This window comes from Flavobacterium gyeonganense (assembly GCF_029625295.1).
GTDB classification, from domain to species: domain Bacteria; phylum Bacteroidota; class Bacteroidia; order Flavobacteriales; family Flavobacteriaceae; genus Flavobacterium; species Flavobacterium gyeonganense.
In genome coordinates this window covers 1,674,180-1,697,861 of the sequence record NZ_CP121112.1, presented here as the reverse complement: position 1 = coordinate 1,697,861, position 23,682 = coordinate 1,674,180, and the positions used below count along the sequence as shown (strand labels likewise).

General features: G+C 35.1%; 23 protein-coding genes, 1 tRNA gene and 1 pseudogene. 10 read left to right on the top strand and 15 right to left on the bottom strand.

What is annotated here, in order from left to right; translation table 11 throughout:
• Nucleotides 1-132: 132 nt before the first annotated feature.
• The 4 genes from P5P89_RS07395 to P5P89_RS07380 all read left to right on the top strand — a co-directional run bounded on the left by P5P89_RS07395 (nt 133) and on the right by P5P89_RS07380 (nt 3,399).
• Complete coding sequence (locus tag P5P89_RS07395; RefSeq protein WP_278011370.1) at nt 133-1,245, top strand: NAD(P)/FAD-dependent oxidoreductase; 1,113 nt, start codon at nt 133-135, stop codon at nt 1,243-1,245.
• Complete coding sequence (mtgA, locus tag P5P89_RS07390; protein ID WP_278011369.1) at nt 1,245-2,012, top strand: monofunctional biosynthetic peptidoglycan transglycosylase; 768 nt, start codon at nt 1,245-1,247, stop codon at nt 2,010-2,012. Before P5P89_RS07395 ends, mtgA begins: the two co-directional genes overlap by 1 nt.
• An 18-nt stretch (nt 2,013-2,030) precedes the next feature.
• A complete protein-coding gene (locus P5P89_RS07385; RefSeq protein ID WP_278011368.1) occupies nt 2,031-2,954 on the top strand; it encodes a lipid A deacylase LpxR family protein in 924 nt (307 codons plus the stop codon).
• Between the two features lie 115 nt (nt 2,955-3,069).
• The gene (locus P5P89_RS07380) at nt 3,070-3,399 is read left to right on the top strand and encodes a YegP family protein (protein ID WP_278011367.1); all 330 of its coding nucleotides are present in this window, start codon (nt 3,070-3,072) and stop codon (nt 3,397-3,399) included.
• A gap of 200 nt (nt 3,400-3,599) precedes the next feature.
• Here the strand turns inward: P5P89_RS07380 and P5P89_RS07375 are convergent, their stop codons facing one another.
• Nucleotides 3,600-4,163, bottom strand: a complete 564-nt coding sequence (locus tag P5P89_RS07375) for a DUF6642 family protein (RefSeq protein WP_278011366.1) — start codon at nt 4,161-4,163, stop codon at nt 3,600-3,602.
• Between the two features lie 153 nt (nt 4,164-4,316).
• Between P5P89_RS07375 and P5P89_RS07370 the strand changes: the two genes are divergently transcribed.
• Nucleotides 4,317-4,520 carry a hypothetical protein gene (locus P5P89_RS07370; protein WP_278011365.1) on the top strand — a complete coding sequence of 68 codons (204 nt, stop codon included), beginning with the start codon at nt 4,317-4,319 and terminating at the stop codon, nt 4,518-4,520.
• A gap of 360 nt (nt 4,521-4,880) precedes the next feature.
• On the opposite strand, the gene P5P89_RS07365 is transcribed toward P5P89_RS07370, so the two are convergent.
• From P5P89_RS07365 to P5P89_RS07355, 3 genes are all read right to left on the bottom strand, one after another.
• Entirely contained in the window at nt 4,881-5,744 is an 864-nt protein-coding gene (locus P5P89_RS07365; RefSeq protein ID WP_278011364.1) for a hypothetical protein, read from the bottom strand.
• Nucleotides 5,745-6,052: 308 nt separating this feature from the next.
• Nucleotides 6,053-6,307 carry a GIY-YIG nuclease family protein gene (locus P5P89_RS07360; protein ID WP_278011363.1) on the bottom strand — a complete coding sequence of 85 codons (255 nt, stop codon included), beginning with the start codon at nt 6,305-6,307 and terminating at the stop codon, nt 6,053-6,055.
• A gap of 50 nt (nt 6,308-6,357) precedes the next feature.
• A tRNA-Ala gene (locus P5P89_RS07355) sits at nt 6,358-6,431 on the bottom strand.
• Nucleotides 6,432-6,608: 177 nt separating this feature from the next.
• Here P5P89_RS07355 and P5P89_RS07350 point away from each other — a divergent pair.
• The 3 genes from P5P89_RS07350 to P5P89_RS07340 all read left to right on the top strand — a co-directional run bounded on the left by P5P89_RS07350 (nt 6,609) and on the right by P5P89_RS07340 (nt 8,794).
• On the top strand, nt 6,609-7,373 hold the full coding sequence (locus P5P89_RS07350; protein ID WP_278011362.1) for an enoyl-CoA hydratase/isomerase family protein: 765 nt from the start codon (nt 6,609-6,611) through the stop codon (nt 7,371-7,373).
• 161 nt (nt 7,374-7,534) lie between these two features.
• Nucleotides 7,535-7,987: a 6-pyruvoyl trahydropterin synthase family protein gene (locus P5P89_RS07345; protein ID WP_163395349.1), complete on the top strand. Its 453-nt coding sequence runs from the start codon at nt 7,535-7,537 to the stop codon at nt 7,985-7,987.
• 63 nt (nt 7,988-8,050) lie between these two features.
• Nucleotides 8,051-8,794 carry a UDP-2,3-diacylglucosamine diphosphatase gene (locus tag P5P89_RS07340; RefSeq protein WP_278011361.1) on the top strand — a complete coding sequence of 248 codons (744 nt, stop codon included), beginning with the start codon at nt 8,051-8,053 and terminating at the stop codon, nt 8,792-8,794.
• Here P5P89_RS07340 and P5P89_RS07335 read toward each other — a convergent pair whose 3' ends face one another.
• From P5P89_RS07335 to P5P89_RS07305, 7 genes and pseudogenes are all read right to left on the bottom strand, one after another.
• Nucleotides 8,795-9,742: a cytochrome c3 family protein gene (locus P5P89_RS07335; protein ID WP_278011360.1), complete on the bottom strand. Its 948-nt coding sequence runs from the start codon at nt 9,740-9,742 to the stop codon at nt 8,795-8,797.
• Nucleotides 9,743-10,081: 339 nt separating this feature from the next.
• Nucleotides 10,082-10,438 (bottom strand): hypothetical protein, encoded by a 357-nt coding sequence (locus P5P89_RS07330; protein ID WP_278011359.1) that lies wholly within the window; start codon nt 10,436-10,438, stop codon nt 10,082-10,084.
• A 157-nt stretch (nt 10,439-10,595) separates the two neighbouring features.
• Nucleotides 10,596-11,879 (bottom strand): MFS transporter, encoded by a 1,284-nt coding sequence (locus P5P89_RS07325; RefSeq protein ID WP_278011358.1) that lies wholly within the window; start codon nt 11,877-11,879, stop codon nt 10,596-10,598.
• Nucleotides 11,869-13,568 (bottom strand): annotated as a pseudogene (recJ, locus tag P5P89_RS07320) (single-stranded-DNA-specific exonuclease RecJ). Before recJ ends, P5P89_RS07325 begins: the two are co-directional and overlap by 11 nt.
• Nucleotides 13,569-13,775: 207 nt before the next feature.
• The gene (locus P5P89_RS07315; RefSeq protein WP_278011357.1) at nt 13,776-14,120 is read right to left on the bottom strand and encodes a HopJ type III effector protein; all 345 of its coding nucleotides are present in this window, start codon (nt 14,118-14,120) and stop codon (nt 13,776-13,778) included.
• A 117-nt stretch (nt 14,121-14,237) separates the two neighbouring features.
• Complete coding sequence (rsmI, locus tag P5P89_RS07310) at nt 14,238-14,963, bottom strand: 16S rRNA (cytidine(1402)-2'-O)-methyltransferase (RefSeq protein ID WP_278011356.1); 726 nt, start codon at nt 14,961-14,963, stop codon at nt 14,238-14,240.
• Between the two features lie 37 nt (nt 14,964-15,000).
• On the bottom strand, nt 15,001-16,017 hold the full coding sequence (locus P5P89_RS07305; RefSeq protein WP_278011355.1) for a hypothetical protein: 1,017 nt from the start codon (nt 16,015-16,017) through the stop codon (nt 15,001-15,003).
• A 230-nt stretch (nt 16,018-16,247) separates the two neighbouring features.
• Between P5P89_RS07305 and P5P89_RS07300 the strand changes: the two genes are divergently transcribed.
• On the top strand, nt 16,248-16,832 hold the full coding sequence (locus P5P89_RS07300) for a thymidine kinase (protein WP_278011998.1): 585 nt from the start codon (nt 16,248-16,250) through the stop codon (nt 16,830-16,832).
• A gap of 1 nt (nt 16,833) precedes the next feature.
• A complete protein-coding gene (locus P5P89_RS07295) occupies nt 16,834-17,280 on the top strand; it encodes a hypothetical protein (protein ID WP_278011354.1) in 447 nt (148 codons plus the stop codon).
• Between the two features lie 66 nt (nt 17,281-17,346).
• Here P5P89_RS07295 and rpoN read toward each other — a convergent pair whose 3' ends face one another.
• From rpoN to P5P89_RS07275, 4 genes are all read right to left on the bottom strand, one after another.
• Complete coding sequence (gene rpoN, locus P5P89_RS07290; protein WP_278011353.1) at nt 17,347-18,807, bottom strand: RNA polymerase factor sigma-54; 1,461 nt, start codon at nt 18,805-18,807, stop codon at nt 17,347-17,349.
• 142 nt (nt 18,808-18,949) lie between these two features.
• Nucleotides 18,950-20,395 (bottom strand): asparagine--tRNA ligase, encoded by a 1,446-nt coding sequence (gene asnS, locus P5P89_RS07285; RefSeq protein WP_278011352.1) that lies wholly within the window; start codon nt 20,393-20,395, stop codon nt 18,950-18,952.
• A 334-nt stretch (nt 20,396-20,729) separates the two neighbouring features.
• Entirely contained in the window at nt 20,730-21,260 is a 531-nt protein-coding gene (locus P5P89_RS07280) for an STM3941 family protein (protein ID WP_278011351.1), read from the bottom strand.
• Nucleotides 21,261-21,307: 47 nt separating this feature from the next.
• On the bottom strand, nt 21,308-23,674 hold the full coding sequence (locus P5P89_RS07275; protein ID WP_278011350.1) for an efflux RND transporter permease subunit: 2,367 nt from the start codon (nt 23,672-23,674) through the stop codon (nt 21,308-21,310).
• Between the last annotated feature and the right edge of the window lie 8 nt (nt 23,675-23,682).

The window sequence follows — 23,682 nt, the reverse complement described above, 5'->3', positions numbered from 1 at the left end:
GAGATACAAAACTCTACAAGATTAAGTTTTGCAATTTTGTCTAAAGATTGGAATTTAGGATTTAAAAATATTGTAATTTAACCCAAGATTGGGATTTGAGATTTAAAATATTGGAATTTAATAAATGCTACGATGGAACTTAGTTATTGGGAACTAAAAAACTGGTTTACAAATGTAGACTATACCATAGTTGGAAGCGGGATTGTAGGACTTCATGCAGCATTGCGATTGAGCGAAAGATTTCCGGGAGCTAAAATACTTGTATTAGAAAAAGGAATGCTGCCTCAGGGGGCAAGTACTAAAAATGCAGGTTTTGCCTGTTTTGGAAGTATTTCTGAAATTATGGAGGACTTAAAAACACATACTGAAGAAGACGTTGTCGAATTAATAGAAAAACGCTGGCAGGGTTTGCAACTGCTTAGAAAGCGACTTGGAGACAATACCATAGATTTTAGACCTCATGGGGGTTATGAATTATTCTTAAAAGAGGATGAATTTGGGTTTAACGAATGTATTTCTAAAATTCCTTTTATAAATGAAGTTTTAAAACCCCTTTTTAAAGCAGATGTTTTTACAAAAGAAATTGACCGTTTTGGGTTTGAAAATATTCAGGAGTATTTGCTTTTTAATCCTTTTGAAGCGCAGATTGATACTGGAAATATGATGCAGGAATTGCTAAAACAGGCTGTTGCTGCTAATATTTTAATCCTGAATCAGCAAACCGTTACTTCTTTTAGTGATGCAAACAATCATGTCGAAGTGGTGATGAATGATTTTAGTTTTAATTCTAAAAAATTACTTTTCGCTACTAATGGTTTTGCAGAATCTTTGACAAATGGAGCTGTAAGGCCTGCAAGAGCACAAGTTTTAATTACAGAACCAATTCTAAATTTAGATATTAAAGGTACTTTTCATTTAGAAAGGGGCTATTATTATTTCAGGAATATCGGTGACAGAATTTTGCTTGGAGGAGGAAGAAACTTAGATTTTGAAACTGAAACGACAACCGAATTTGGCCAGACCAAAATTGTGCAAAATAGATTGGAAGATTTACTGAAAAATGTAATTTTACCAAATAAGGATTTTCATATTGCCCATCGATGGAGTGGTATTATGGGAATCGGAAACAGTAAAAAACCTGTTGTGTCCCAACTGTCTGATAACGTGTTTTGTGGAGTTCGTTTAGGCGGAATGGGAGTAGCTATAGGTAGTTTAATAGGAACAGAATTAGCAGATTTAATTTAATGGCAGCCAAGAAACCAACACCAAAAAAAACAACCGCAGGCAAATCGAAACCTGCTTCTAAAAAATCAAATCGTAGTTTGGGACAAAAAATCAAATGGTTTTTCATCAAAGCTGCTTTATGGTTTTTCGGAATTTCTATTGTATGGGTTGTAATTTTAAAATACGTTCCGGTGTTTTTTACACCACTTATGGTGATACGTGTAATAGAGAATAAAATGTCTGATAAAGAAGTGTATTTCGACCATAACTGGGAACCTATAGAAAAGATTTCCAAAAATCTTCAAAAAGCTGTTATTGCCAGTGAAGACGGAACTTTTTTGTATCATAACGGATTCGATTTTAAAGCACTTCAAAAAGCCTATAAAAGCAACGAACGCGGTCGCAGGATTCGTGGAGGAAGCACTATTTCTCAGCAAACAGCCAAGAATGTTTTTCTCTGGCAGGGAAAAAGTTATTTCCGCAAGGGACTCGAAGCTTATTTTACAGTTCTAATTGAACTAATCTGGGGCAAAGAACGTATTATGGAAGTTTACCTGAACAGTATCGAAATGGGAGATGGGGTTTATGGTGCTTATGCCGCAACAGAATACTGGTATAGACGTGATGCATCAAGCCTGACACCAATGCAGGCAGCAGGTATCGCGGCCATTTTGCCAAATCCAAGGAAATTTAAAGCAACGGGATCTTCAAGTTATATCAACAGAAGAAAAGAAAGAATTGTTCGCGAAATGCGCGCCGTTGGTAAAATAAATTATGATGGAAAGTAAAAAAGCTTTTTTCTGCTTTTGATATTCCTGACAGCTTTTGGCTTTGCCCAGAAAAAGACTGAAATCGGTTTTATTACTGATAACGATTTGTATACTTCCTCTAAAAATGATATGTATTATACAAATGGACTGGAAATTTTTTACAGGTTTTTGTCGAAAAATAACAATGAAAAGATCAATAAAAAAATCACCGAATTTAGGATCGGTCAATATATTTATAATCCGAGGTTTATTAATGAGGAAGCTGTTACCATAAACGACCGCCCTTTTACCGGATATCTTTTTGCGGAGGCTGGACGCAGTTTTTTTTATCAGAGTGAATCAGTTTTTAAAATCGACTTTCAGTTAGGCTTCATGGGACCGAATGCTTTTGGTAAAGAAATGCAGGAAAGTTTTCATCATATCATTGGGTATAAGAAAGTATATGGCTGGGAAAATCAGCTGCATAATGCCCTGGCTGTACAGACTCATGTTATGTATTCGAAAAAAATATTTTCTAGGAGGCATCATGACTATGTAGATTTTCATTATCAGTCAGAAGCAAATCTGGGAACTATTTTTACAGGAGTTTCTACAGGATTTTTAGCCCGGTTTGGGTTTAAAAAACTATTGCCGGTTTACGACTCAAATCTGCATGACGCTTCGGTAAGTTTAGAAACTCAGTATACTATTCGGGAATTTTACTTTTATGCGATGCCCAGTGTGAATTATCAGTTTTATGATGCGACGATTCAGGGTAGTATGTTTAATGATACAAGTCCCCTGACTTTTGATCTGGAACCCTTGCGTTTTAATGCTGAAGCAGGTTTAAAATATCGCTACAATAATTTTAATATATCGTATTCATTTTTGTATCGTGGAAGAGAATTAAAAGACCCTGTTCATAATACTAATACCGGCTATTTTTACGGTTCGATTCGGTTAGGGTTTTTACTGAAATAAGTTGTAAAATTTACAATTTAAGGATAACCATAAAATCGTATTTCTAAGTTTTGTACTTTTATATAATGCAGAATAAAATTATTTCTAACCAATAACTTAAAAGCAAAAAAACAGCATGGGAAAATTTGTAATTACCAAAAGAGCAAACGGAGAATTTCAATTTAATTTGAAAGCCGGCAACGGTCAGACGATTTTGACAAGTGAAGGATATTCGACAAAAGCAGCTTGTTTAAACGGAATAGAATCTGTAAAAACGAATTCAAAGGACGATTCAAAATTTGATAAAAAAGAATCTTCTAGTGGGAAGTTTTATTTTTCATTAAAGGCTTCAAACGGACAAATTATTGGAAGCAGCGAAATGTATGAAAGTGCTTCCGGGAGAGATAATGGAATTGAATCTGTAAAAACTAATGCCCCGGATGCTTCAACTGATGATCAGGCTTAGGTTTAGATTTGTAAATAATATGATTAAAAGCTCTCGTAATCGAGGGCTTTTTTTGTTAACTTAGGTCTTAAAAAGTTGAAATTTCTAATATAGCCCTGATGGGAGCGGCATCCTTTTTCCTGCTCCTTTACCAGGAAAAAGATATAGCGGACAGCAGGACAAAACGTCTTATTGAAAACAAATAATCTGCTTCTAAAAAACTAATAATACAGCCTAAAATCCAGAAGTTTACAAAGATCGTAATGCTTTTCGTAGAGTGTTTCTGCAATTTCAATGAGGTCGTCCTCTTCCTGGCATAATTTGAAAAAAGCTTTGTCAACAGAGCCGGTACTTGTAAAATTGTTCGAAAACGTACCATAACCGGAAATCGCTCGTGCTCCGGTAATATCCAGGAAATACTGTGCTTCATCTTCGTTGAGGTCTAATATTTTTGAATTGGCAAAATGCAGGATTTTACCTTTCATTTTACCTTCAAAGATTTCGGCGATTTCTTCGAGGCTGTAATAGTAGTTATTGAGGCAGATGTTGTTGGCTTCGCCTTTCATTACCAGATAAATGATTTCGTAATCTTTGAAATTATGATCGTCATAAAGCAGATTATTCAGGCTTTCCTCGAGTCCTTCAATAGTATCGCAGGTTTTGTGAATGCTGGAAATTCCCTGATTAAAAGCCAGTTTTTCAAGACTTTTAACCACTTCGGTAGCAGTGTCGTTTTCTACATCTTGTACACCTTCCAGGCAGAAAATAAATTTATCAGAATCCATGGGATTTAATTTTTATAGTCGATTCAGGTTAAAAGCGTTTTTTTGTCTGTTGTCAGCAATTTAATTATAATTACTTAGATAGAAAAGCCTGTTATAACCGATTTGTACAATTACAGAGGTTTAACATTTTGATAATATCCGGAAAATTTTAAAATGATAATTTTAGTAAAATTTAATGATATGGAAATCAATTGGATAATAATTGCGGTTGTAGCAGTAGTGTTAATTTTGCTGATTTTATTTATGATTAGAAAAAATCAAAAAGAGAAAAAGAAACTGACAGAGTTTCTAAACAACGACTATAAAAAATCTGAAGAAGACGAACCGGATTTTGAAGATATTGCTAATGAGAAATAAAAAAACTCAGGTTTTTGAACCTGAGTTTGTAGTTTGTGGAGAATACCGGATTCGAACCGGTCACCTCTAAAGGCGAGAAGTAAGCTTTAACAACATATGTTAAAAATTTACCTTTACATAGAAGATAGTCTAGCTTTACTAATTTTTTTTGAAATTTTCAATTCGCTTGGTATACAAATTAGTGCCAAAAATTATTGCACCCATTACAAATGGAACAAAATGAGAAATTTGCCAGAAAAGAGCTGTTCCGCTATTTAGTCCTTCATCTATTGTTTCGAATATTCCTAAACCTATGAAGAATAAACAACCGACAAATAAAAGAAATTGAATTTTATAATTTATTTTAAACATGGCTTAAGATTAATTAGGTGATATAAAAATTCTAATAGGTTCAGTGACAAGGTCTCCATTCAGATCTAATTTAATTAACTCTACTTCAACGTTTTTAATAGGTTTCTTCATTGGAGGTACTAATTTTTTACCACCTCCTTTGCATGCTGCACCCCATTCAGCGCTTGCCCAAACAAATCCTACAACAGCGAATGCTGTAGCTGTGCCAAATGAACCGACTTCAATAGTAGCTAACCCTACAAATGCTATTCCAACACCTATAGTTGCAGATAAACAACTTCCAAATAATTTTCCGCTTTTACCAGTTATTCTTCCTCCATTAAAAAATAATGGATCAAAATTATTCATTACTTTTAAAGCATCGATAAAATTATAAAATCGTTGTAATTTATTGTTAGTCATGGGTAGTGCTAAAATTGCATGTTCAAACTTGGATATGGAAATGTTAAAATTATTAGTACTTTCTAAATCATCCTTGAAAGCAGTTACAATCGCAAGTTCTTCAGTGCTAAATAGATTCAAATCATCTAAATATTGGATATTCTCTTCATATGTTTGATCTAATATGGGTGCTGTTCTATCATCAATTTCAATGCTTATTTGTTGACCAGCTAAAAAATCGTAATATTCTTCATAAGGTAATTCAGGAGCAACAGGTTCTGGGGTAAATTTGCTTGCTAAAATTTTTTTAGATTTTATTTCAGCATCTTTTTCGCTTATGGCTTTTGTAACTGTGACAATATCATTATAACTTAATCTATGTACGGTATGAGTTTTGTGATTTACGGATTCTTCTTTAGTATCGCACGATGATATTAAAATAAATGCAATCAATGAAATTAAAAATCTTGGCTTTAATAAATGTTCCATCATTTAGTTTCGTTTAATTAAATTAATAATTTTTTAAAGTCTTTTTAAATTTCTTCTCCGGATGAAATTTGTATCAAATATAGGAAAAATCTGTTAATTTTATTGTGAGATTAAAATATTTTTAATGGTACTAAGAAGAATTGTTGGTAGTAATAAATTATCATAGTTTTTGAGTAGAAATGACTCTGCCGGGAACTTAAATATATTGTACCCCGAGAAAAAAAGCACCTATATTGCTATAAGTGCTTAGTAATGTTTGTGGAGAATACCTGATTTGAACCGGTCACCTTCCCGAATGCTTTCGGGACGCTCTATTCAATTGAGTTATTCAATAATAGATATTCAATATATTTCCTGCTTTTCTTTTTCTTGATTTCCAGCTCTCGTCTAACTGCTTCTGCTCTTGTTTCAAAATTTTCTGAATATTTCAACACCCAATCTTTAGCTGTTTTAGTAAAAGTACTTCTTCCATTCAAGTGATCGTTTAATCTCTTTTGTAAGTTTTCACAAGAGCCGATGTAATATTTGTCCAATATCTCAGAATATAAGATGTAAGTGTAAAACATAGAGTTAAAATAAAAAAACTCAAGCCTTTTGGACTTGAGTTTGTAGTTTGTGGAGAATATCGGATTCGAACCGATCACCTCTTGCCTGCCAGGCAAGCGCTCTAGCCAAATGAGCTAATCCCCCGTGTATAAAGTGTTGCGCCGTCACCTTCCCGAAAGCTTTCGGGACACTCTAGCCAAATGTGCTAATCCCCCGTTTCGAGAGCAAATAAAGTCAATTAATTTTCAAAAACCAAATTTCAAATCAATATAGCTCAAAAAATAGTTATCAAAACCGTAACTTTACTTTAAAACTATATTTATGAGTACAGAAAATCAAAACGGAAGTTTAGCAACTTCCTTCCAAAATACGGTGGCAACCATTCAGTTTGGACACCCTGCCAGCAATTCTTTTCCGCGTGAGTTGTTAGATCGACTAACAGCAGAAATCAATTTGTTAAGCCGAAATGAAGCGGTTTCAGTTATTATCCTCCAAAGCGAAGGTTCAAAAGTATTCTGTTCCGGAGCTTCGTTTGATGAACTGCTGGCGGTACAAAATGAAGAACAGGGAACCGAATTTTTCTCCGGTTTTGCGCATTTACTAAACGCTATGCGTAATTGTACAAAGCTAATTATTGGACGCGTTCAGGGAAAAGCCGTTGGAGGAGGCGTGGGCATTATAGCTGCCTGCGATTATGTTTTGGCAACACCTGAGAGTGCCGTAAAACTCTCGGAACTCGCTATTGGTATCGGACCGTTTGTCATTGAGCCTGCTGTTTCCCGTAAAATCGGTAAAATGGCGATGACCCAAATGACTTTAGCCGCACACGAATGGAAATCGGCAAGTTGGGCCTTGCAAAACGGACTTTATTCAGCACTTCATAATGCTGATGTACTGGATGCAGAAGTGGAAAATTTTGCACAAAAACTCAGTTCATACAATCCTGAAGCTTTACTTGAAATGAAGAAAATTATTTGGGAAGGCACAGAACAATGGGAGTCTATTCTGATTGAGCGTGCTAAAATTACAGGTAAACTGGTTTTGTCAGACTTTACCAAAACGGCTTTATTGCAATTTAAAAAGTAGTTTTGTCAGGAGCTGTTCCTGCTCTCCGCTATATCTTTTGTGGCGAACCCCGCCACAAAAGGATGTCGCTGCGATCAGGGCTAAAACCGTAAATCAAGACCTTTTTCTATTAAAAGACCATTTCTCACATCTATTTCCTAAATTTGCAGAAAAAACAACCGATGAGTAATATCAGAATTACAAAACAATTTAGTTTCGAAACCGGACACGCTTTGTACGGCTACGACGGAAAATGCAAAAACGTTCACGGACACAGTTACAAATTATCGGTAACGGTTATTGGTTCGCCAATTACGGACCGATCCAATGTAAAATTCGGAATGGTGATTGATTTTTCGGATCTAAAGAAAATTGTAAAAGAAGAAATCGTCGATCAGTTTGATCATGCAACTGTTTTTAACGAAACTACACCACATATCGAATTGGCAAACGAACTGAAAAATCGTGGGCATCATGTAATTTTAGTAGATTACCAGCCAACGAGCGAAAATATGGTAATTGATTTTGCCAAAAGAATCATATCGCGCTTACCTGCCGGAATTTCACTTTTTTCACTAAAACTTCAGGAAACGGATTCTTCATTCGCAGAATGGTTTGCGTCTGATAATCTTTAATTAGTCGAAAGTCAAAAGTGAAATGTTTTGCATCTCACGTCTCACAATTCACATCTCACAACAATGAAAAAAATATATTTTGCTTCTGATCAGCATTTCGGAGCTCCAACTCCCGAATTGAGCTTGCCTCGTGAAAAAAAATTCGTAGCCTGGCTTGATGAAGTAAAAGAAGATGCCGAAGCTATTTTTTTATTAGGTGATCTGTTCGATTTTTGGTTCGAATATAAAACGGTTGTTCCAAAAGGTTTTGTTCGTATTTTAGGTAAACTGGCTGAGCTTCGTGATAGCGGCATCCCAATTTTTTTCTTTGTCGGAAACCATGATTTGTGGATGCATGATTATTTTGAAACCGAATTGAATATTCCGGTTTATCATGACAATAAAGAATTTACTTTTAGTGGAAAAACATTCCTGATTGGTCACGGGGACGGAAAAGGTCCCGGAGACAAGGGATATAAAAGAATGAAAAAAGTCTTTACAAATCCGTTTTCAAAATGGCTTTTCCGTTGGCTGCATCCTGATGTTGGTGTGAGTTTAGCACAATACTTATCGGTAAAAAACAAACTCATTTCCGGTGATGAAGATGTGAAATTTCTGGGTGAAGAAAATGAATGGCTGGTTTTGTATGCCAAACGTAAACTCGAAACCAAGCATTACAATTATTTTATCTTTGGCCATCGCCACCTGCCAATGATTATTCCAGTCGGAGAAGATTCAAAATATGTCAATTTGGGTGACTGGATTGGTTATTTTACGTACGGTGTTTTTGATGGTGATACTTTTGAACTTAAAAAGTTTGAAAAATAATTAATTTTTGCCTGCTGGATAAATAGCTATTTTGTGTGTTCTTAGTGAATAACTGTTAACAGCTGAACTGTTTGATTGCTGAAAACGGATTACTTTCGAATTTTGTGTTGGCATATGACATTCTACGCAATTATTCGCTAACCCCGATTTTGAAATTGTTTTTAAAGTTGCAGCTTTGTGCTGTGTACTTTGATGGCAGCTCATACAGATTTTAGAATACGAAATACTTTTTTTGGGTGTATCCTGATGAGGATTATGACAGGTAATGCAGTCCATAGTCTGACTTTTCTGAAAACACTTGCTTTGAGAAAGCAGGCCTAACTGGTTCCCATGAACGTCATAATTCATAGTGTCTTTTGGATTTCGGTTTTCCTGAAAATAAACGGATAGACTTTCTCCTGGTTTAAATTGAAATCTTGATTTTAGTTTCATTTTATCATTCCCCGAATGGCATAAGGCGCAGGCATCAATTCTTTGCTGCCTGTTCAGATTACGAAAAGAAACCATATTTTGAGCTTTTTTTAAATCAGGAAATTTTCGATGTGTCCGAACATGCTCTTTTGCCGGGCCATGGCAGCGCTCACAATCTATTCCGTAAATTAAAGTGTTTTTGTTCATGAAATTATGGACTTCCATTCCCATATAATTATAAGCTTCTGAACTGCTTGTAGTCACATAGTCGCTTCCAATATTAGAACTGTGGCATGAAAAGCATTCTTTTTGTATTTTTTTAGTAAAATCAGCATTAGTAGCAGAATAATCCGGACTTGTTGCCCAGTTGTTTATAGATTTATAGTAAGAAATGGGTAACTCATAAAAATTATGATTTTTCCAGTAACCGCTGGTTTGTGCATGTTTAAAGCCAAAGAGAACGTCGAAAGGATAAGCTTTAACTTCTTTTCCGTTTTCATACAATACCTGATAAAGGGAATCGTTACGTTCCTCCATTACCAGCTTTGTGTTTTTATCGTAGACGAAAGTATTTTTGCCATTTGTAAAATGTCCTAAAATATTTTCTTTAGTTCCGGGTAATGTGGCTTTGTAATGGGCACTGAGAATAGAAGTTTCATGCAGCTTTTGATGACATTGAATGCAGCTTTCAGAACCTGCATAATCGGTTCCACGGGGATCAATATAGTCATCGGATTCATTTTTGCAGCTTGTTAAAAGCAGGGCAAAGAAAAAAAGGTAAAAAAAATATTGGCTTTTTTCATTATTGTAAATATACTTTTTTAAAATAAATATATTCCAATTATGAAAAATAACTGTTAAATAATTTTGAATTTCTTAGTTTAAGCCCGGTCCGTATACATATTCATCCAGATCCAACCGGAATAAAGTTCCTTCAATCAAATCCTTTATTGATTTTATTTCTTTCATCGAAACGGCCAAATCTACTTGTGATAAAGGCGTTTTGAGTAAAAATTTATGACAGCTGTTTTTTAACTGGCAGGATTCACAACAAGTATTTTCAATAAGGCTGTCCTCAATCAAATCACAAAACTGATTCAATTCGACAACAGAAAGATAAAATCCGGTTTCCCTGAAAACCAATTGTACTTTATCTAAAATTGTTTTGTTTTCCTTTTTCCAATAAAAGGCCACTCCAAAATTATTGTGGTATATCTGTTCAATATCTTTCATTATAAAATCCTTTATTTCAACAAATATAAATATTATTTATATTAATTCTAAATAAAAAATTCATAAAATTGTGAAAAAATCTTTACCATATAAGTCATATAAGTTCATTTTAGTTTACATCGTAATTTTTTAAATGAACTTATGACTATGTTAAAATTTATCTGTTTAAATCCTGATGATCTTCCATATCTCTATTTAGATCCAAATTTCTAAAAGTTGGTGATTTAAGTGCGGTTACAATAACCGTTAAAAGGGTCACACTTCCACCAAAAACAACTGAAGTTACAGTTCCCATCAATTTGGCAGTCGCACCGCTTTCAAAAGCACCCAATTCATTAGAAGATCCAACAAAAATTGAATTTACAGCACCAACACGACCACGCATATGATCCGGCGTTTTAAGCTGCAGGATAGTTTGCCTGATTACAACCGAAATTCCGTCAGCAAGTCCACTCAAAAATAAAGCGAAAACAGAAAGCCAGAAATAAGTTGAAAGACCAAATAAAATGATCGACAATCCAAAAACAAATATGGCTGCTAAAAGTTTCTTTCCTGCATTTTTATTTAAAGGTACATAAGCGGAAACGAGTACTGTAATGAAAGATCCTACTGCAGGAGCAGCTCTTAAGATACCAAAACCTTCAGAACCCACTTTTAAAATATCCTGAGCAAAAATAGGCAATAAAGCAACGGCTCCTCCAAAAAGTACCGCAATCATATCAAGCGATAACGCACCTAAAACAATCTGATTTTTGAATACAAAAGTCAAACCTTCAGTAAGACTGTCTTTTATAGATTCACCAATTTTCGGATTTAAGATTGGTTTTTTGCTGATTTGCGATAAGGCAATTAAGGAAAGAATAGAAAATCCGAATACCAGACACATAGACCAGTGAACACCAATCCAGTTAATTGAAAACCCTGCCAATGCAGGACCCATAACGGCTCCAATCTGCCAAACTGTACTGCTCCAGGTCGCCGCATTTGGATATACTTTTTTAGGAATGATCAATGATAAAAGAGAGAAAATAGTTGGTCCCATAAAAGAACGAACAATTCCGCCGACAAAGACAAGAGCATAAATGGAATATAAAATGTAATCTTTAGACCAATCTCCAACAACTTTTGGCCAGGTTAGCAAGAAAAGTCCAAAACTTATGACTGAGAATCCTAAAATACATTTTACCAATAATCCTTTCTTTTCTCTCTGATCGACAATATGTCCTGCAAACAAAGCCATTGAAACGGCAGGAATAATTTCCATCAAACCAATAAAACCTAATGACAGCGGATCTTTTGTCAAACTGTAAACTTCCCATTCAATCACAATAAACTGCATCGACCAGGCAAAAACCATTGCAAAACGCAACAATAAAAACACGTTAAATTCTCTATAGCGTAACGCCTGATACGGGTCGTTTTTCTTTTCGTTATTTTTCATTACTTCTAATATCTTTCAGCATCAGCTGAGTTGAAATGTTACCGTTCCATTCATTTTCAGCAATGCAATAAGCCAGTTGAAACGGATTTTGATTTTGTACAATATTTATTTTTTTTCCGAGTCCAAAACCAATAGCGGCTATTCCGTCAGAGTTGTTTTGTTTGACAAAGAGCCTTAAATGTTCTTCTTCTGAACCAAGATTTTTGGCATATCCGGTATCTTTTGTATTTCGGGTCATAAAAACCGGAGTCATGTTTTGTGGGCCAAAAGGTTCAAATTGTTTTAAAATCCGAATTAATTTTGGGGTAATATCTGGGAAGTCAATTTCGGCATCAATTTCGATTTCCGGAGTACGCATATCAGGATGAATAGTTTCTTCGACGCATTTCTCAAAAGCGGCTTTGAAAGCCATATAATTTTCTGCCTTCAAAGTCATTCCGGCGGCGTACATGTGTCCTCCAAATTGCTCGAGATGTTCTGAGCAGTTGTCTAAGGCATTATAAACATCGAAACCTTTTACAGATCTTGCTGAAGCAGCATATTTATCTCCGCTTTTAGTGAAAACCAAGGTCGGACGATAATAGGTTTCAATTAATCTCGAAGCTACAATTCCGATTACGCCTTTGTGCCAGTCTTCCTGAAAAACAACGGTTGAAAAACGTTCTTCTTCGTTGTTCTCTATAATTTGCTGAAAAGCTTCTTTGGTGATTTTTTTATCTAAATCTTTTCGGTCAGCATTGTATTGCTCAATTTCTGACGCAAATTGCTGGGCTTGTTCGAAATCAAATTCGGTTAATAGTTCAACCGCATGATTTCCATGTTTGATTCTTCCAGCGGCATTAATTCGTGGAGAAATAATAAATACAACATCCGTAATATCTAAGGTTTTCTTTTTTACCTGATGTACCAAAGCTTTAATCCCCGGTCTTGGCTCGCTGTTGATAACCTTTAACCCATAGTAAGCTAAAACCCTGTTTTCCCCCGTAATCGGAACTATATCTGCTGCAATTGCCGTAGCCACCAAGTCAAGATACGGAACTAAATCTTCTATAGTTTCGTTTCTGTTCTTACCTAAAGCCTGAATCAGTTTAAAACCAACTCCGCAGCCGCACAATTCGTCGTAAGGGTAGGAGCAGTCTTCTCTTTTGGGTCTAAGACCGCAACAGCATCAGGGAGAATTTCGCCAGGTCTGTGGTGATCGCAAACTATGAAATCAATGTTTTTTGCTTTTGCGTAGGCGATATGATCAATAGATTTTATTCCGCAGTCTAAAGCGATAATCAAAGAAAATCCGTTATCGTCTGCAAAGTCAATTCCTTTGTAAGAAATTCCGTAACCTTCGTCGTAACGGTCCGGAATGTAAGTCGCAATATTTGGGTAATGGGATTTCAAATACGAAGAAACCAAAGAAACCGCAGTTGTTCCGTCAACATCATAATCGCCAAAAACCAGAATGTTTTCCTGATTTTCAATCGCTTGTTCAATTCGGGCAACGGCTTTATCCATATCTTTCATTAAATATGGATCATGCAGATGTTCTAAAGATGGGCGAAAGAAATTTTTAGCCTCTTCAAAAGTTTCAATTCCACGCTGAATCAAAAGTGTGGCTACAAAATCTTCTACATTTAAGGCTTGTGCCAGATGTTTGATTTTATCTTCAGAAGGTTTTGGTTTTATGGTCCAGCGCATTTTGATTTTAGATTGTTGATTTTAGATTTTAGTCCCGATAGCTATCGGGACTAAAAAACGTTTAATCTGATGTTTATTTTTTAACCACAAATTACACAAATTTCCGCCAATTCAACTTGCGAAAATTTGTGTAATTTGTGGTTGAATATTTTGTGTTTGACTTTTTCAGAATTTTAATTAGTTCAGAATGTGGAATTCTAACTAAAATTATTTTGCTTCTAAAGCATTTCCTTCAAACTGAATTCCGTCCCAGCCCAAGTTGATGAAATTTCTAATATTTTGGTGGTTTGTTCCGTTCGGATCGCCTAAAACTTCTTCAAAATAAAAAGCGCCAAAGCAGGCTAAAGTTTCTTCTTTGCTTAAATCCTGCAATTTCGCAAAAGAGAATAATTTGCAGGAACCTGAATTTTCGCCTGCAGCGTTATGCTGTGTTCCGTTTTGAAAAGCAGTTGGCGTAAAGTTGTAGTTTTCTTCAATTACGGCAATAGTTTCAGGAAATGTGATTTGTGTTGGGGTTTGTTTTACTTTTTCTAAAAAGGCTTGAATGCTCATGACTTATTTTTTTATGCTTAGTTTTTTAACCACGAATTACACAAATTTACGCAAATTGAATTAGTGAAAATTTATGTAATTTGGGTTTTATTTGTTTATTAATCTGTGATAATTATTTCAATTTTCGTCTTCGTCGTCCTTCGAATATTTACTTCTTTTAGCTTCTTTTTCTATTGTTTTCCCAGCAACAACAACAACAATTTCACCTCTCGGTGCTGTTTTTTCAAAATGTGCCAAAACTTCTTTCGCAGTTCCTCGTACATTTTCTTCGTGTAATTTTGATAATTCTCTCGAAACACACACTTGTCGGTCCCCTCCAAAATAAGTAATAAATTCAGCTAATGTTTTGACCAATTTATGTGGTGAAACATACAAAATCATCGTTCGGGTTTCTTCGGCTAAAGCCAAAAATCGTGTCTGGCGTCCTTTTTTCTCTGGAAGGAAACCTTCAAAAATAAATCGGTCATTCGGTAATCCGCTGTTTACTAAGGCGGGAACAAAAGCCGTTGCACCCGGAAGGCATTCTACTTCAATTTTATTTTCAACACAGGCCCGGGTCAGTAAAAATCCGGGATCTGAAATGGCCGGAGTTCCTGCATCTGAAATTAAAGCAATCGTTTCACCGGCTTTCAGGCGGGCGATTAGATTTTCGGTGGTTTTATGTTCGTTATGCATATGATGGCTGTGCATGTGCGTGCCAATTTCAAAATGCTTTAAAAGTTTACCGCTCGTTCTGGTGTCTTCGGCCAAAATCAGATCGACTTCTTTCAAAACACGAATGGCGCGAAAAGTCATATCTTCAAGATTGCCTATTGGCGTTGGAACGATATATAGTTTTGACATAGTTTATTTATGAAATGTAAAATGTGAAACGAAAGGGTTATGAAAATTTCTTCTCAATAATTCCCAGAAAACGTTCTTCATAATCCTCTTTTCCCTGCCAGTCGTTATAATCCGGTTTTACCATCGTTTCTATGAATTCTTTGGCTTCACTGAAACTGTCAAATGTTAACAGTTGATTTAAAACACGGCTGTAATCTTCGGTATTGTTTCCGAAAAGATTTTTGGTAAAGGCAATACGGTCATTCAGATCAATATGGAAACCTCTGGCCAGTTTTTCATTTAACGGAACTGTCTTTGTTTTTACTGGTTCTGCAATTGTAGCCTGAACTGGTGCCTGTTTCTCCTGAAATTCATTTATTGAAGCTACAGGAGGAGAAGAAACATCTTTAACATCATCTACTTTAACAAATTGTGCATCTACATAACTAACACCCAGAATATCTTCCAGCGAAATTGTAACAGCGTCCGATTTTGCAGGAGTTTGTGCTTTTGATTCTTCAGGTTTTATTTCTTCTTTTTCTAATTCAAATACAGGTTTAAAATCCGGAATTGGTTTTAAATCGCTTACTGTTTTGAAAGAAAATTCTTCAGATGGTTCTGTTTGTGTCTTGGTTTCAGCAACAGGTTCTTCCATTTTTGCAGCCATTTCCTCTACTTTTTCTATAGGAATATCGACTACAGTTTCTTTTTGCGCAGTAACTTTTGGAACTTCAGCAACGACTTCAATCGGAGTTGATTCAATAATTTCAGGTTCGGCAATAACTTCTGCTTCAGTTACAGTTTCTTCAACAACAGCCGGAACTGTTTCTTCAGCCTTAATTTCTGCAGGAAGATTTTCCTCTTTGTCAAAAACAGTTGCAATCTGAGATTCTATTTCGCTGTATCCGATAGTGGGTTTTATATCGTCGAAATTTTCTTCTACAAATTTTAGTACAGTTAATTTTTCATATAATTTCTGTGTTTCCAGATACAATTGATTGATATCGGATTTGTTTTTAAGCTTTAAAATTCGATGTGCAATGCTGATTAAATCGGCTTCCAGTTTTTTTTTCATAACTATTGAAATTATAGTGAATAGGGTATTTTAGTATATTTTGAATGTCTTTTTTATTTGCGAAAGAAATTCGCCTGATATTTATTTCTGTTAATAAAACGCGAGCGAATCTTCAATTTCATAAAAATTCTCTACTTTTGAAAAAGTGTAAAAGGACAATTTTTTACATGAGTTTATTACCAGTACAAAGTAATAAAAACTATTCATTTTTAAAGGTAGAAAAATACAAAATGTTTCTCGAAAATACAGTAAATCACAAAGAACAATTTGGCTGGATTGAAGTTATTTGTGGATCAATGTTTTCGGGTAAAACCGAGGAGTTAATCCGCAGGCTCAAGCGCGCCCAATTTGCCAAACAAAGAGTCGAAATCTTTAAACCTGCCATAGATACCCGCTATCATGACGAAATGGTCGTTTCACACGATGCTAATGAAATTCGCTCAACACCGGTTCCCGCAGCAGCCAATATTGCTATTTTAGCTCAGGGCTGTGATGTGATCGGAATTGATGAAGCCCAATTTTTTGATGATGAAATCATAACGGTTTGTAACGATCTTGCGAATCAGGGAATTCGTGTTATTGTTGCCGGTCTGGATATGGATTTTAAAGGAAATCCATTTGGTCCAATGCCGGGACTTATGGCTACAGCAGAATATGTTACAAAGGTTCATGCCGTTTGTACCAGAACCGGAAATCTGGCCAATTACAGCTTTAGAAAAACGGATAATGATAAATTGGTAATGCTTGGCGAAACCGAGGAATACGAACCGCTTAGCCGTGCAGCGTACTTTAATGCGATGAAAAAAAGCCAGTAGAATGAGTGATAAGCCTAATAATACAAACATGAGAAAGCAGAATATTTTATTTTTAGCAATTATTGTAATTGCAATGGGCGTTGCGGGCTATTTCTATTTTTTTATTGCTGAAAGTACTGAAGAAGCAAATAAAGAAGTAACGGAATTAGTAGTGAAATACAATAAAAATTGCCCGTTGCTTATTCAGGAAGGAATTCGTCTGGATAGCGTAAGTTTACATAAAGAAAGAACGGTTCAGTACAATCTTACCTTGTTGAATGTTGTGAAAGAAAAAGCTGAGGTAAATGTTATAAAAATGGAAATAGAGAAAAGCTTAATCGGTACAGCAAAAGCAAATCCGGGGCTACAGGTTTTTAGAGAAAATGATTATGCATTGGTTTATAGTTACAGTGATAAAAATAAAGTGTTTTTATTTAATGTAAAAATATTCCCGGACCAGTATAAGTAAGCTTTTTAATCCAAATAAAAACCCGACAGAATCTGAATTTTGTCGGGTTTTCTATTTGTAAAAAAATTAAATCTTTTTCCTCATCCTTGCAACCGGAATATCCAATTGTTCACGATATTTAGCAATTGTTCTTCTCGCAATCGGATATCCTTTTTCTTTTAAGATTTCAGCCAGTTGATCGTCTGGAAGTGGTTTTCTTTTATCTTCTTCTTCAATGGTATTTTTAAGGATTTTTTTGATTTCCAAAGTAGAAACATCTTCTCCCTGGTCATTTTTCATCGCTTCAGAGAAAAATTCTTTTATCAGTTTTGTTCCGTATGGTGTTTCAACATATTTGCTGTTAGCGACACGTGAAATCGTCGAAATATCCAGACCAACCATATCCGCAATATCTTTTAAGATCATGGGTTTTAGTTTGGTTTCGTCACCGTCCAGGAAAAATTCTTCCTGATAATGCATAATCGCATTCATGGTCACAAATAATGTTTCCTGACGCTGTCTGATCGCATCAATAAACCATTTAGCCGAATCCAGTTTTTGTTTGATAAACTGAACAGCATCTTTCTGAGCCGTAGATTTATCACGCGAATCTTTATACGTCTGCATCATTTCCTGATAATCTTTAGAAACGTGCAGGGAAGGGGCATTTCTTCCGTTTAAAGTTAGTTCCAGTTCGCCGTCAACAATTCTAATCGCGAAGTCGGGAACTACATTTTCTGTGACTTTATTATTTCCTGTAAAAGAACCGCCCGGTTTTGGGTTTAATCTTTCGATTTCGTGAATCGCTTTTTTAAGCTGTTCGTTCGAAACACTATATTTCTGTAAAAGTTTATCGTAATGTTTTTTGGTAAAAGCATCAAACTGATTTTCGATAATGTCAATCGCTAAATCAACATATTCTGTTGGTGTTTTATGTTTTAACTGAAGCAATAAGCACTCCTGTAAATCACGTGCGCCAACTCCTGAAGGTTCGAGTTCGTGAATGACATGCAGCATTTTTTCGACCATTGCTTCATCAGTATAAATACCCTGAGTAAAAGCCATATCGTCAACAATATCCGGAATACTTCTGCGAATGTAACCCATATCATCAATACTTCCAACGAGGAATTCAGCGATTTCGCGTTCTTCATCATTCAAAATAAAAGTATTCAGCTGATTGATCAAATCCTGATGAAAACTTATTGGCGAAGCAAAAGGTGTTTCACGTTCTTCTTCGTCTCCATAATTATTAACCTGAGTTTTGTAATCAGGCGTATCGTCGTCACTTAAGTACTCGTCAATGTTAATGTCTTCCGCTTCGATTCTGTCTGATTCTGCATCATCATAATCGTCGTAGTCTTCATTAGCGAATTCATCTGCTTCGTATTCGTCTTCCTGTCCTGCCTCTAAAGCCGGATTTTCGTTCATTTCTTCCAATAAACGTTGTTCAAAAGCTTGCGTAGGCAACTGAATTAACTTCATCAGCTGAATTTGCTGTGGAGATAATTTTTGGGATAATTTTAAATTTAAAAATTGCTTTAGCATTTGTTTTTGTTAAAAGTTTCAAGTTTCAAGTTTCAGGTTGAAGAACGTGCCACAACTTGAAACTTGAAACCTGAAACAAATTTTATTATTTTAATTCACGTTCCAATAACTTGAAACCTGAAACTTTTTTAAACTAAATCGATTAAAACTCAGCACTTCCGGGAGTTCTCGGGAAAGGAATTACGTCTCTAATGTTTGTCATTCCTGTTACAAACAATACCAGACGCTCAAATCCTAAACCGAAACCTGCGTGAGTTGCTGATCCAAATCTTCTGGTGTCTAAATACCAGTATAATTCTTCTTTGTCAATTCCTAGTTTTTCCATTTTTTCGACAAGAACATCGTAACGCTCTTCTCTTTCAGAACCACCAACGATTTCTCCAATTCCAGGGAAAAGAATATCCATTGCACGAACTGTTTCTCTTCCTGGTTCTGTGTTGTCGTTCAAACGCATGTAAAACGCTTTAATGTTTGCCGGGTAATCATATAAAATTACTGGACATTTAAAGTGTTTTTCAACCAGGAAACGCTCGTGTTCTGACTGTAAATCAGCTCCCCATTCGTTGATTAAATATTGGAATTTCTTCTTTTTATTTGGCGTTGAATCTCTTAAAATGTCAATTGCTTCGGTGTAAGAAACACGTTTGAAGTTGTTTTCCAATACGAAGTTCAGTTTCTCTAACAAAGCCATTTCGCTTCTTTCTGCCTGTGGTTTCGATTTTTCTTCTTCCAGAAGTCTTCCTTCTAAAAATGCCAAATCATCTTTACAGTTGTCTAAAGCATATTTAATTACGTACTGAATAAAATCTTCAGCCAAATCCATGTTGTCGTCAAGGTCGTTGAAAGCAACTTCTGGTTCAATCATCCAGAATTCTGCCAGGTGACGTGAAGTATTTGAATTTTCTGCTCTAAACGTTGGTCCAAAAGTATAAATCTGACCCAAAGCCATTGCGAAAGTTTCCCCTTCTAATTGTCCCGAAACCGTTAAGTTGGTATGTTTTCCAAAGAAATCTTTTTTGAAATCAATGTTTCCTTCTTCATTTTTTGGAAGATTATCCAAAGGCAATGAAGTTACCTGAAACATTTCTCCAGCACCTTCAGCATCAGCTCCGGTAATAATTGGCGTATTTACATACACAAAACCTTTTTGCTGGAAATAGCTGTGAACCGCATAAGATAAAACCGAACGCACACGCATAATCGCACCAAAAGCATTTGTACGTACGCGCAAGTGAGCGTTTTCACGTAAAAATTCTAAAGAATGTTTTTTAGGCTGCATTGGGAATTTCTCAGCATCAGAATCTCCAAGGATTTCTAATTTTGTAACCTGAATTTCGTATTTCTGACCCGCACCTTTACTTTCAACCAAAGTTCCAAAAACTGAAACCGAAGCTCCGGTCGTGATTCTTTTTAAAGTTTCTTCCGGTGTATTTTCAAAATCAACTACACATTGAATATTATTAATCGTAGAACCGTCATTAAGCGCGATGAACTGATTATTTCTAAAAGTTCTCACCCAACCTTTTGCATTCACTTCCTGTAACGTCGTCGTACTGTTTAATAAGTCTTTAACCTTTGTGTGTTTCATTTTTATATATAATTGATATTAAATAATATTCGTTTTGAACAACTGCAAATATAATCGATAATAATTAATTTTTGAAGCTGTTTCCCGCTCTTCGCTATATCTTTCTATTTTTAAAGGAAAAATAGAAAGGATGCCGCTACGATCAGGGCTAGGGCATTTGGTTTCATGAGAGCCCAATCTTTTATATGAATATATGATTTATTCTCATTTTTGTCATTCCGAGGAACGAGGAATCTCCGTAAGTAGCTCTACAAAGATTAGCGATCATTGGAGCGGAGTTTCTTGCGGAGATTCCTCGTTCCTCGGAATGACAAACTATGTTTGACTTCCTAGTTTAATTCTTGTATTTCTTCAAATTTTGATTTAATACTTTCATAAGTTCAGCATGATTTATTTGCATTGAAACTGCTGAAAGGCAAAATGGTGAACCGTAATTGGTAAAATTAAATTGCGTTAATTTTTTCCGTATTAGATTCTTTTCATTTTCAATCCAATAATCGGGATTATTAATTTTAATAAGCACCATTTTTTGGCTTTGAATTTTTAGTTCTGAAAATCCTTCAATATTGTTCCATTTTATAAATTCTGATGAATTCTTTTCCGGATTAACATTAATCCCATTTTTATCAATAATTAGAAAAAGCTTATTTTTTATTAATTGTTTGATTGAAAGGGAAAAGCATAAGCCAAAAAACAAAACAGAAATAATTCCAATCCCTTTTATTAAAATCGGGCTTCTTAATCGAAAGGTATTCAAGTTTTCTGCATCCATGAACATACAAATTCCAATAACTACAAATAGAAAAGAACCAATTAATAATAAGAACGTTTTTTTCTTACTTGAGTAGATTTCGATTTTTTCCATTATTTTTTAATTCGTGCCAATTCGTGAAATTCGTGGCAAATAAAAAACTATTTCTCCAAATTCTCCAATTCCTCTTTTCTCGTTTTCTTTTTCTCAAAAGTCAAAACCAATGAAGGTAATACCACCAAGTTAGCAAACATTGCAAAAACCAAAGTACAAGAAATTAATCCTCCTAAAGCAATTGTACCGCTGAAGCTTGATAATGTAAAAGTTGCAAAACCTAGGATCAAAACGATAGAAGTGTAGAATGTACTTACTCCAGTTTCTCTTAAAGCGCTGAAAACAGATTTTTTTACTTTTCCTTTATTTTGAGTCAATTCATCTTTGTATTTTGCCATAAACTGAATTGCATTATCAACCGAGATTCCGAAAGCGATACTGAATACCAAAATTGTAGAAGGTTTAAGCGGAATTCCGAAATAACCCATTAATCCAGAAGTAATACAAAGCGGTAAAATATTCGTAATCAAAGAAGCTGCTACCATTTTGAACGAACGGAATAAATACAGCATCAAAATTGCAATAGTCAAAATTGCAAACAATAATGACTCGATTAAGTTATGCGCCAAATAAGTTGTTCCTTTCTGGAAAACTAAAGCTTTTCCTGTAATCGTAACTTCGTAACGGTCTTTAGGGAAAATCTCATCAATTTTTTTGCGAAGTTTTCCCTCTACTTTTGCCATTTCATCTGTTCCGATATCTTTCATAAAAGTTGTGATTCGCGCGTATTGTCCGGTTGAATCAACGTAAGCTTTCATTAAGTTCTCTTTACTGTTTTTGGTCGCGTTTTTAGCATAACTCAAAATAAAAGTCTGCTCCTGTGAAGTTGGCAATTGGTAATATTCCGGATTTCCATTATAGAAAGCCTGTTTAGAATATTTTACCAGATTCACTACAGAAACCGGTTTTGCCAGTTCCGGAATTTCAGAGATAGTATTCTGAAGTTCATCCATTTTACGAATCGTCGAAGCTTTCATAACACCTTTTTTCTTTTTAGTGTCAACCATGATTTCCAACGGCATAACCCCGTTGAATTCTTTTTCGTAAAATAAAATGTCCTTAAAGAAAGAAGCTGTTTTTGGCATTTCGCCAATTAAACTTCCTGAAACTTTCATTTGTCTGACTCCATTTAAACTCACAAGAAACAGAACAGCGTAAATGCAATAAACGATTGTCTTTTTGCCTTTAACGATAGTTGTAACGGTGTTTAAAAGCGTCGAAATATACGTTTTATCTAAGTGATATAAATGTTTCGCTTTAGGCAATGGCATAAAACTGTAAATAATTGGCACGATAAAAAGTGTCAGCGTATAAACAGAAAGCACGTTGATAGAAGTTACTAATCCGAATTCAAACAGCAATTCGTTTCCTGTAATCATCAAAGTTGCAAAACCAATTGCAGCTGTTAAATTAGTCATGAAAGTAGCATGTCCAATTTTTGAAATAACACGCTGTAATGCTTTTGCCTGATTGTTATGCAATTTAATTTCCTGCTGGTATTTATTAATCAGGAAAATACAGTTCGTGATTCCGATTACGATAATCAGCGGCGGAATAATAGCAGTTAAAATCGTGATTTTATAGCCAAACAATCCCAGTGTTCCAAATGACCAGGTTACGCCGACAATTAAAATAACAATCGAAATAAACGTAGCTCTGAATGAACGGAAAAAGAAAAAGAAAATTAGGGAAACGGTCAATAGAGAAGCACCGATAAACAATCCGATTTCGCCTTTCATATCATCTGCATTGATGGTTCTGATATATGGCATTCCGGAAACTTTCAAGTCAATACCGGTAGTCTTTTCGAATTTGTTGATTTTAGGAACTAAATTTTCAAGGATAAAAGTCTTTCTTCCGGCAGTGTTTACCAGTTTTTTGTTGATGTAAATTGCAGAACGGACGCTTCCGCTTTCTTTATTGAATAAAAGGCCTTCGTAAAAAGGTAAATTATGAAACAAATCGTACTGAACACTTTTTAAATAGGCAGGGTCCAGAACTTTGCTCTGATCGATAAAGGGAGAAAGCACAAATTTTTCGTTAACAGTGTCTTTTTCCAGTTTTTTTAAATCATTTAAAGAAACTACCAAATCAACTTCTTTCGATTTTTTTAAGCCTGTCATCAATTCATTCCATGCAGCATAATTTTTTGGAGTAAAGAATTTAGGATCTTTAAAACCAATTACAACCAGGTTTCCTTCTTCTCCAAACTTATCCAGGAATTTTTGATATTCTTTATTGGCAATATGATCCTTAGGAAGCAGGTTGGCTTCTGTATAAGTCATCGCAAGATTTCTCCATTGAAAACCAAAGAAAATAGTTAAAGCAGCAAGGATAACTAGAATTATAATTCTGTTTTTAAGTATGATTCGGGCCAGTTTTTCCCAAAAACCTACTTTTATAGCGTTTTTCATAAAATTTG

What these genes read in the sequence shown, in the direction of transcription:
- P5P89_RS07370 (WP_278011365.1), top strand. Translation starts at nt 4,317, where the DNA reads ATGATAATTTTAGTAAAATTTAATGATATGGAAATCAATTGGATAATA.
- P5P89_RS07340 (WP_278011361.1), top strand. Translation starts at nt 8,051, where the DNA reads ATGAAAAAAATATATTTTGCTTCTGATCAGCATTTCGGAGCTCCAACT.
- P5P89_RS07380 (WP_278011367.1), top strand. Translation starts at nt 3,070, where the DNA reads ATGGGAAAATTTGTAATTACCAAAAGAGCAAACGGAGAATTTCAATTT.
- P5P89_RS07295 (WP_278011354.1), top strand. Translation starts at nt 16,834, where the DNA reads ATGAGTGATAAGCCTAATAATACAAACATGAGAAAGCAGAATATTTTA.
- P5P89_RS07345 (WP_163395349.1), top strand. Translation starts at nt 7,535, where the DNA reads ATGAGTAATATCAGAATTACAAAACAATTTAGTTTCGAAACCGGACAC.
- P5P89_RS07330 (WP_278011359.1), bottom strand. Translation starts at nt 10,438, where the DNA reads ATGAAAGATATTGAACAGATATACCACAATAATTTTGGAGTGGCCTTT.
- P5P89_RS07325 (WP_278011358.1), bottom strand. Translation starts at nt 11,879, where the DNA reads ATGAAAAATAACGAAAAGAAAAACGACCCGTATCAGGCGTTACGCTAT.
- P5P89_RS07280 (WP_278011351.1), bottom strand. Translation starts at nt 21,260, where the DNA reads ATGGAAAAAATCGAAATCTACTCAAGTAAGAAAAAAACGTTCTTATTA.
- P5P89_RS07315 (WP_278011357.1), bottom strand. Translation starts at nt 14,120, where the DNA reads ATGAGCATTCAAGCCTTTTTAGAAAAAGTAAAACAAACCCCAACACAA.
- P5P89_RS07335 (WP_278011360.1), bottom strand. Translation starts at nt 9,742, where the DNA reads ATGGAGGAACGTAACGATTCCCTTTATCAGGTATTGTATGAAAACGGA.
- rpoN (WP_278011353.1), bottom strand. Translation starts at nt 18,807, where the DNA reads ATGCTAAAGCAATTTTTAAATTTAAAATTATCCCAAAAATTATCTCCA.
- P5P89_RS07300 (WP_278011998.1), top strand. Translation starts at nt 16,248, where the DNA reads ATGTTTCTCGAAAATACAGTAAATCACAAAGAACAATTTGGCTGGATT.
- P5P89_RS07275 (WP_278011350.1), bottom strand. Translation starts at nt 23,674, where the DNA reads ATGAAAAACGCTATAAAAGTAGGTTTTTGGGAAAAACTGGCCCGAATC.
- P5P89_RS07365 (WP_278011364.1), bottom strand. Translation starts at nt 5,744, where the DNA reads ATGATGGAACATTTATTAAAGCCAAGATTTTTAATTTCATTGATTGCA.
- P5P89_RS07305 (WP_278011355.1), bottom strand. Translation starts at nt 16,017, where the DNA reads ATGAAAAAAAAACTGGAAGCCGATTTAATCAGCATTGCACATCGAATT.
- mtgA (WP_278011369.1), top strand. Translation starts at nt 1,245, where the DNA reads ATGGCAGCCAAGAAACCAACACCAAAAAAAACAACCGCAGGCAAATCG.
- P5P89_RS07360 (WP_278011363.1), bottom strand. Translation starts at nt 6,307, where the DNA reads ATGTTTTACACTTACATCTTATATTCTGAGATATTGGACAAATATTAC.
- P5P89_RS07375 (WP_278011366.1), bottom strand. Translation starts at nt 4,163, where the DNA reads ATGGATTCTGATAAATTTATTTTCTGCCTGGAAGGTGTACAAGATGTA.
- rsmI (WP_278011356.1), bottom strand. Translation starts at nt 14,963, where the DNA reads ATGTCAAAACTATATATCGTTCCAACGCCAATAGGCAATCTTGAAGAT.
- P5P89_RS07395 (WP_278011370.1), top strand. Translation starts at nt 133, where the DNA reads ATGGAACTTAGTTATTGGGAACTAAAAAACTGGTTTACAAATGTAGAC.
- asnS (WP_278011352.1), bottom strand. Translation starts at nt 20,395, where the DNA reads ATGAAACACACAAAGGTTAAAGACTTATTAAACAGTACGACGACGTTA.
- P5P89_RS07350 (WP_278011362.1), top strand. Translation starts at nt 6,609, where the DNA reads ATGAGTACAGAAAATCAAAACGGAAGTTTAGCAACTTCCTTCCAAAAT.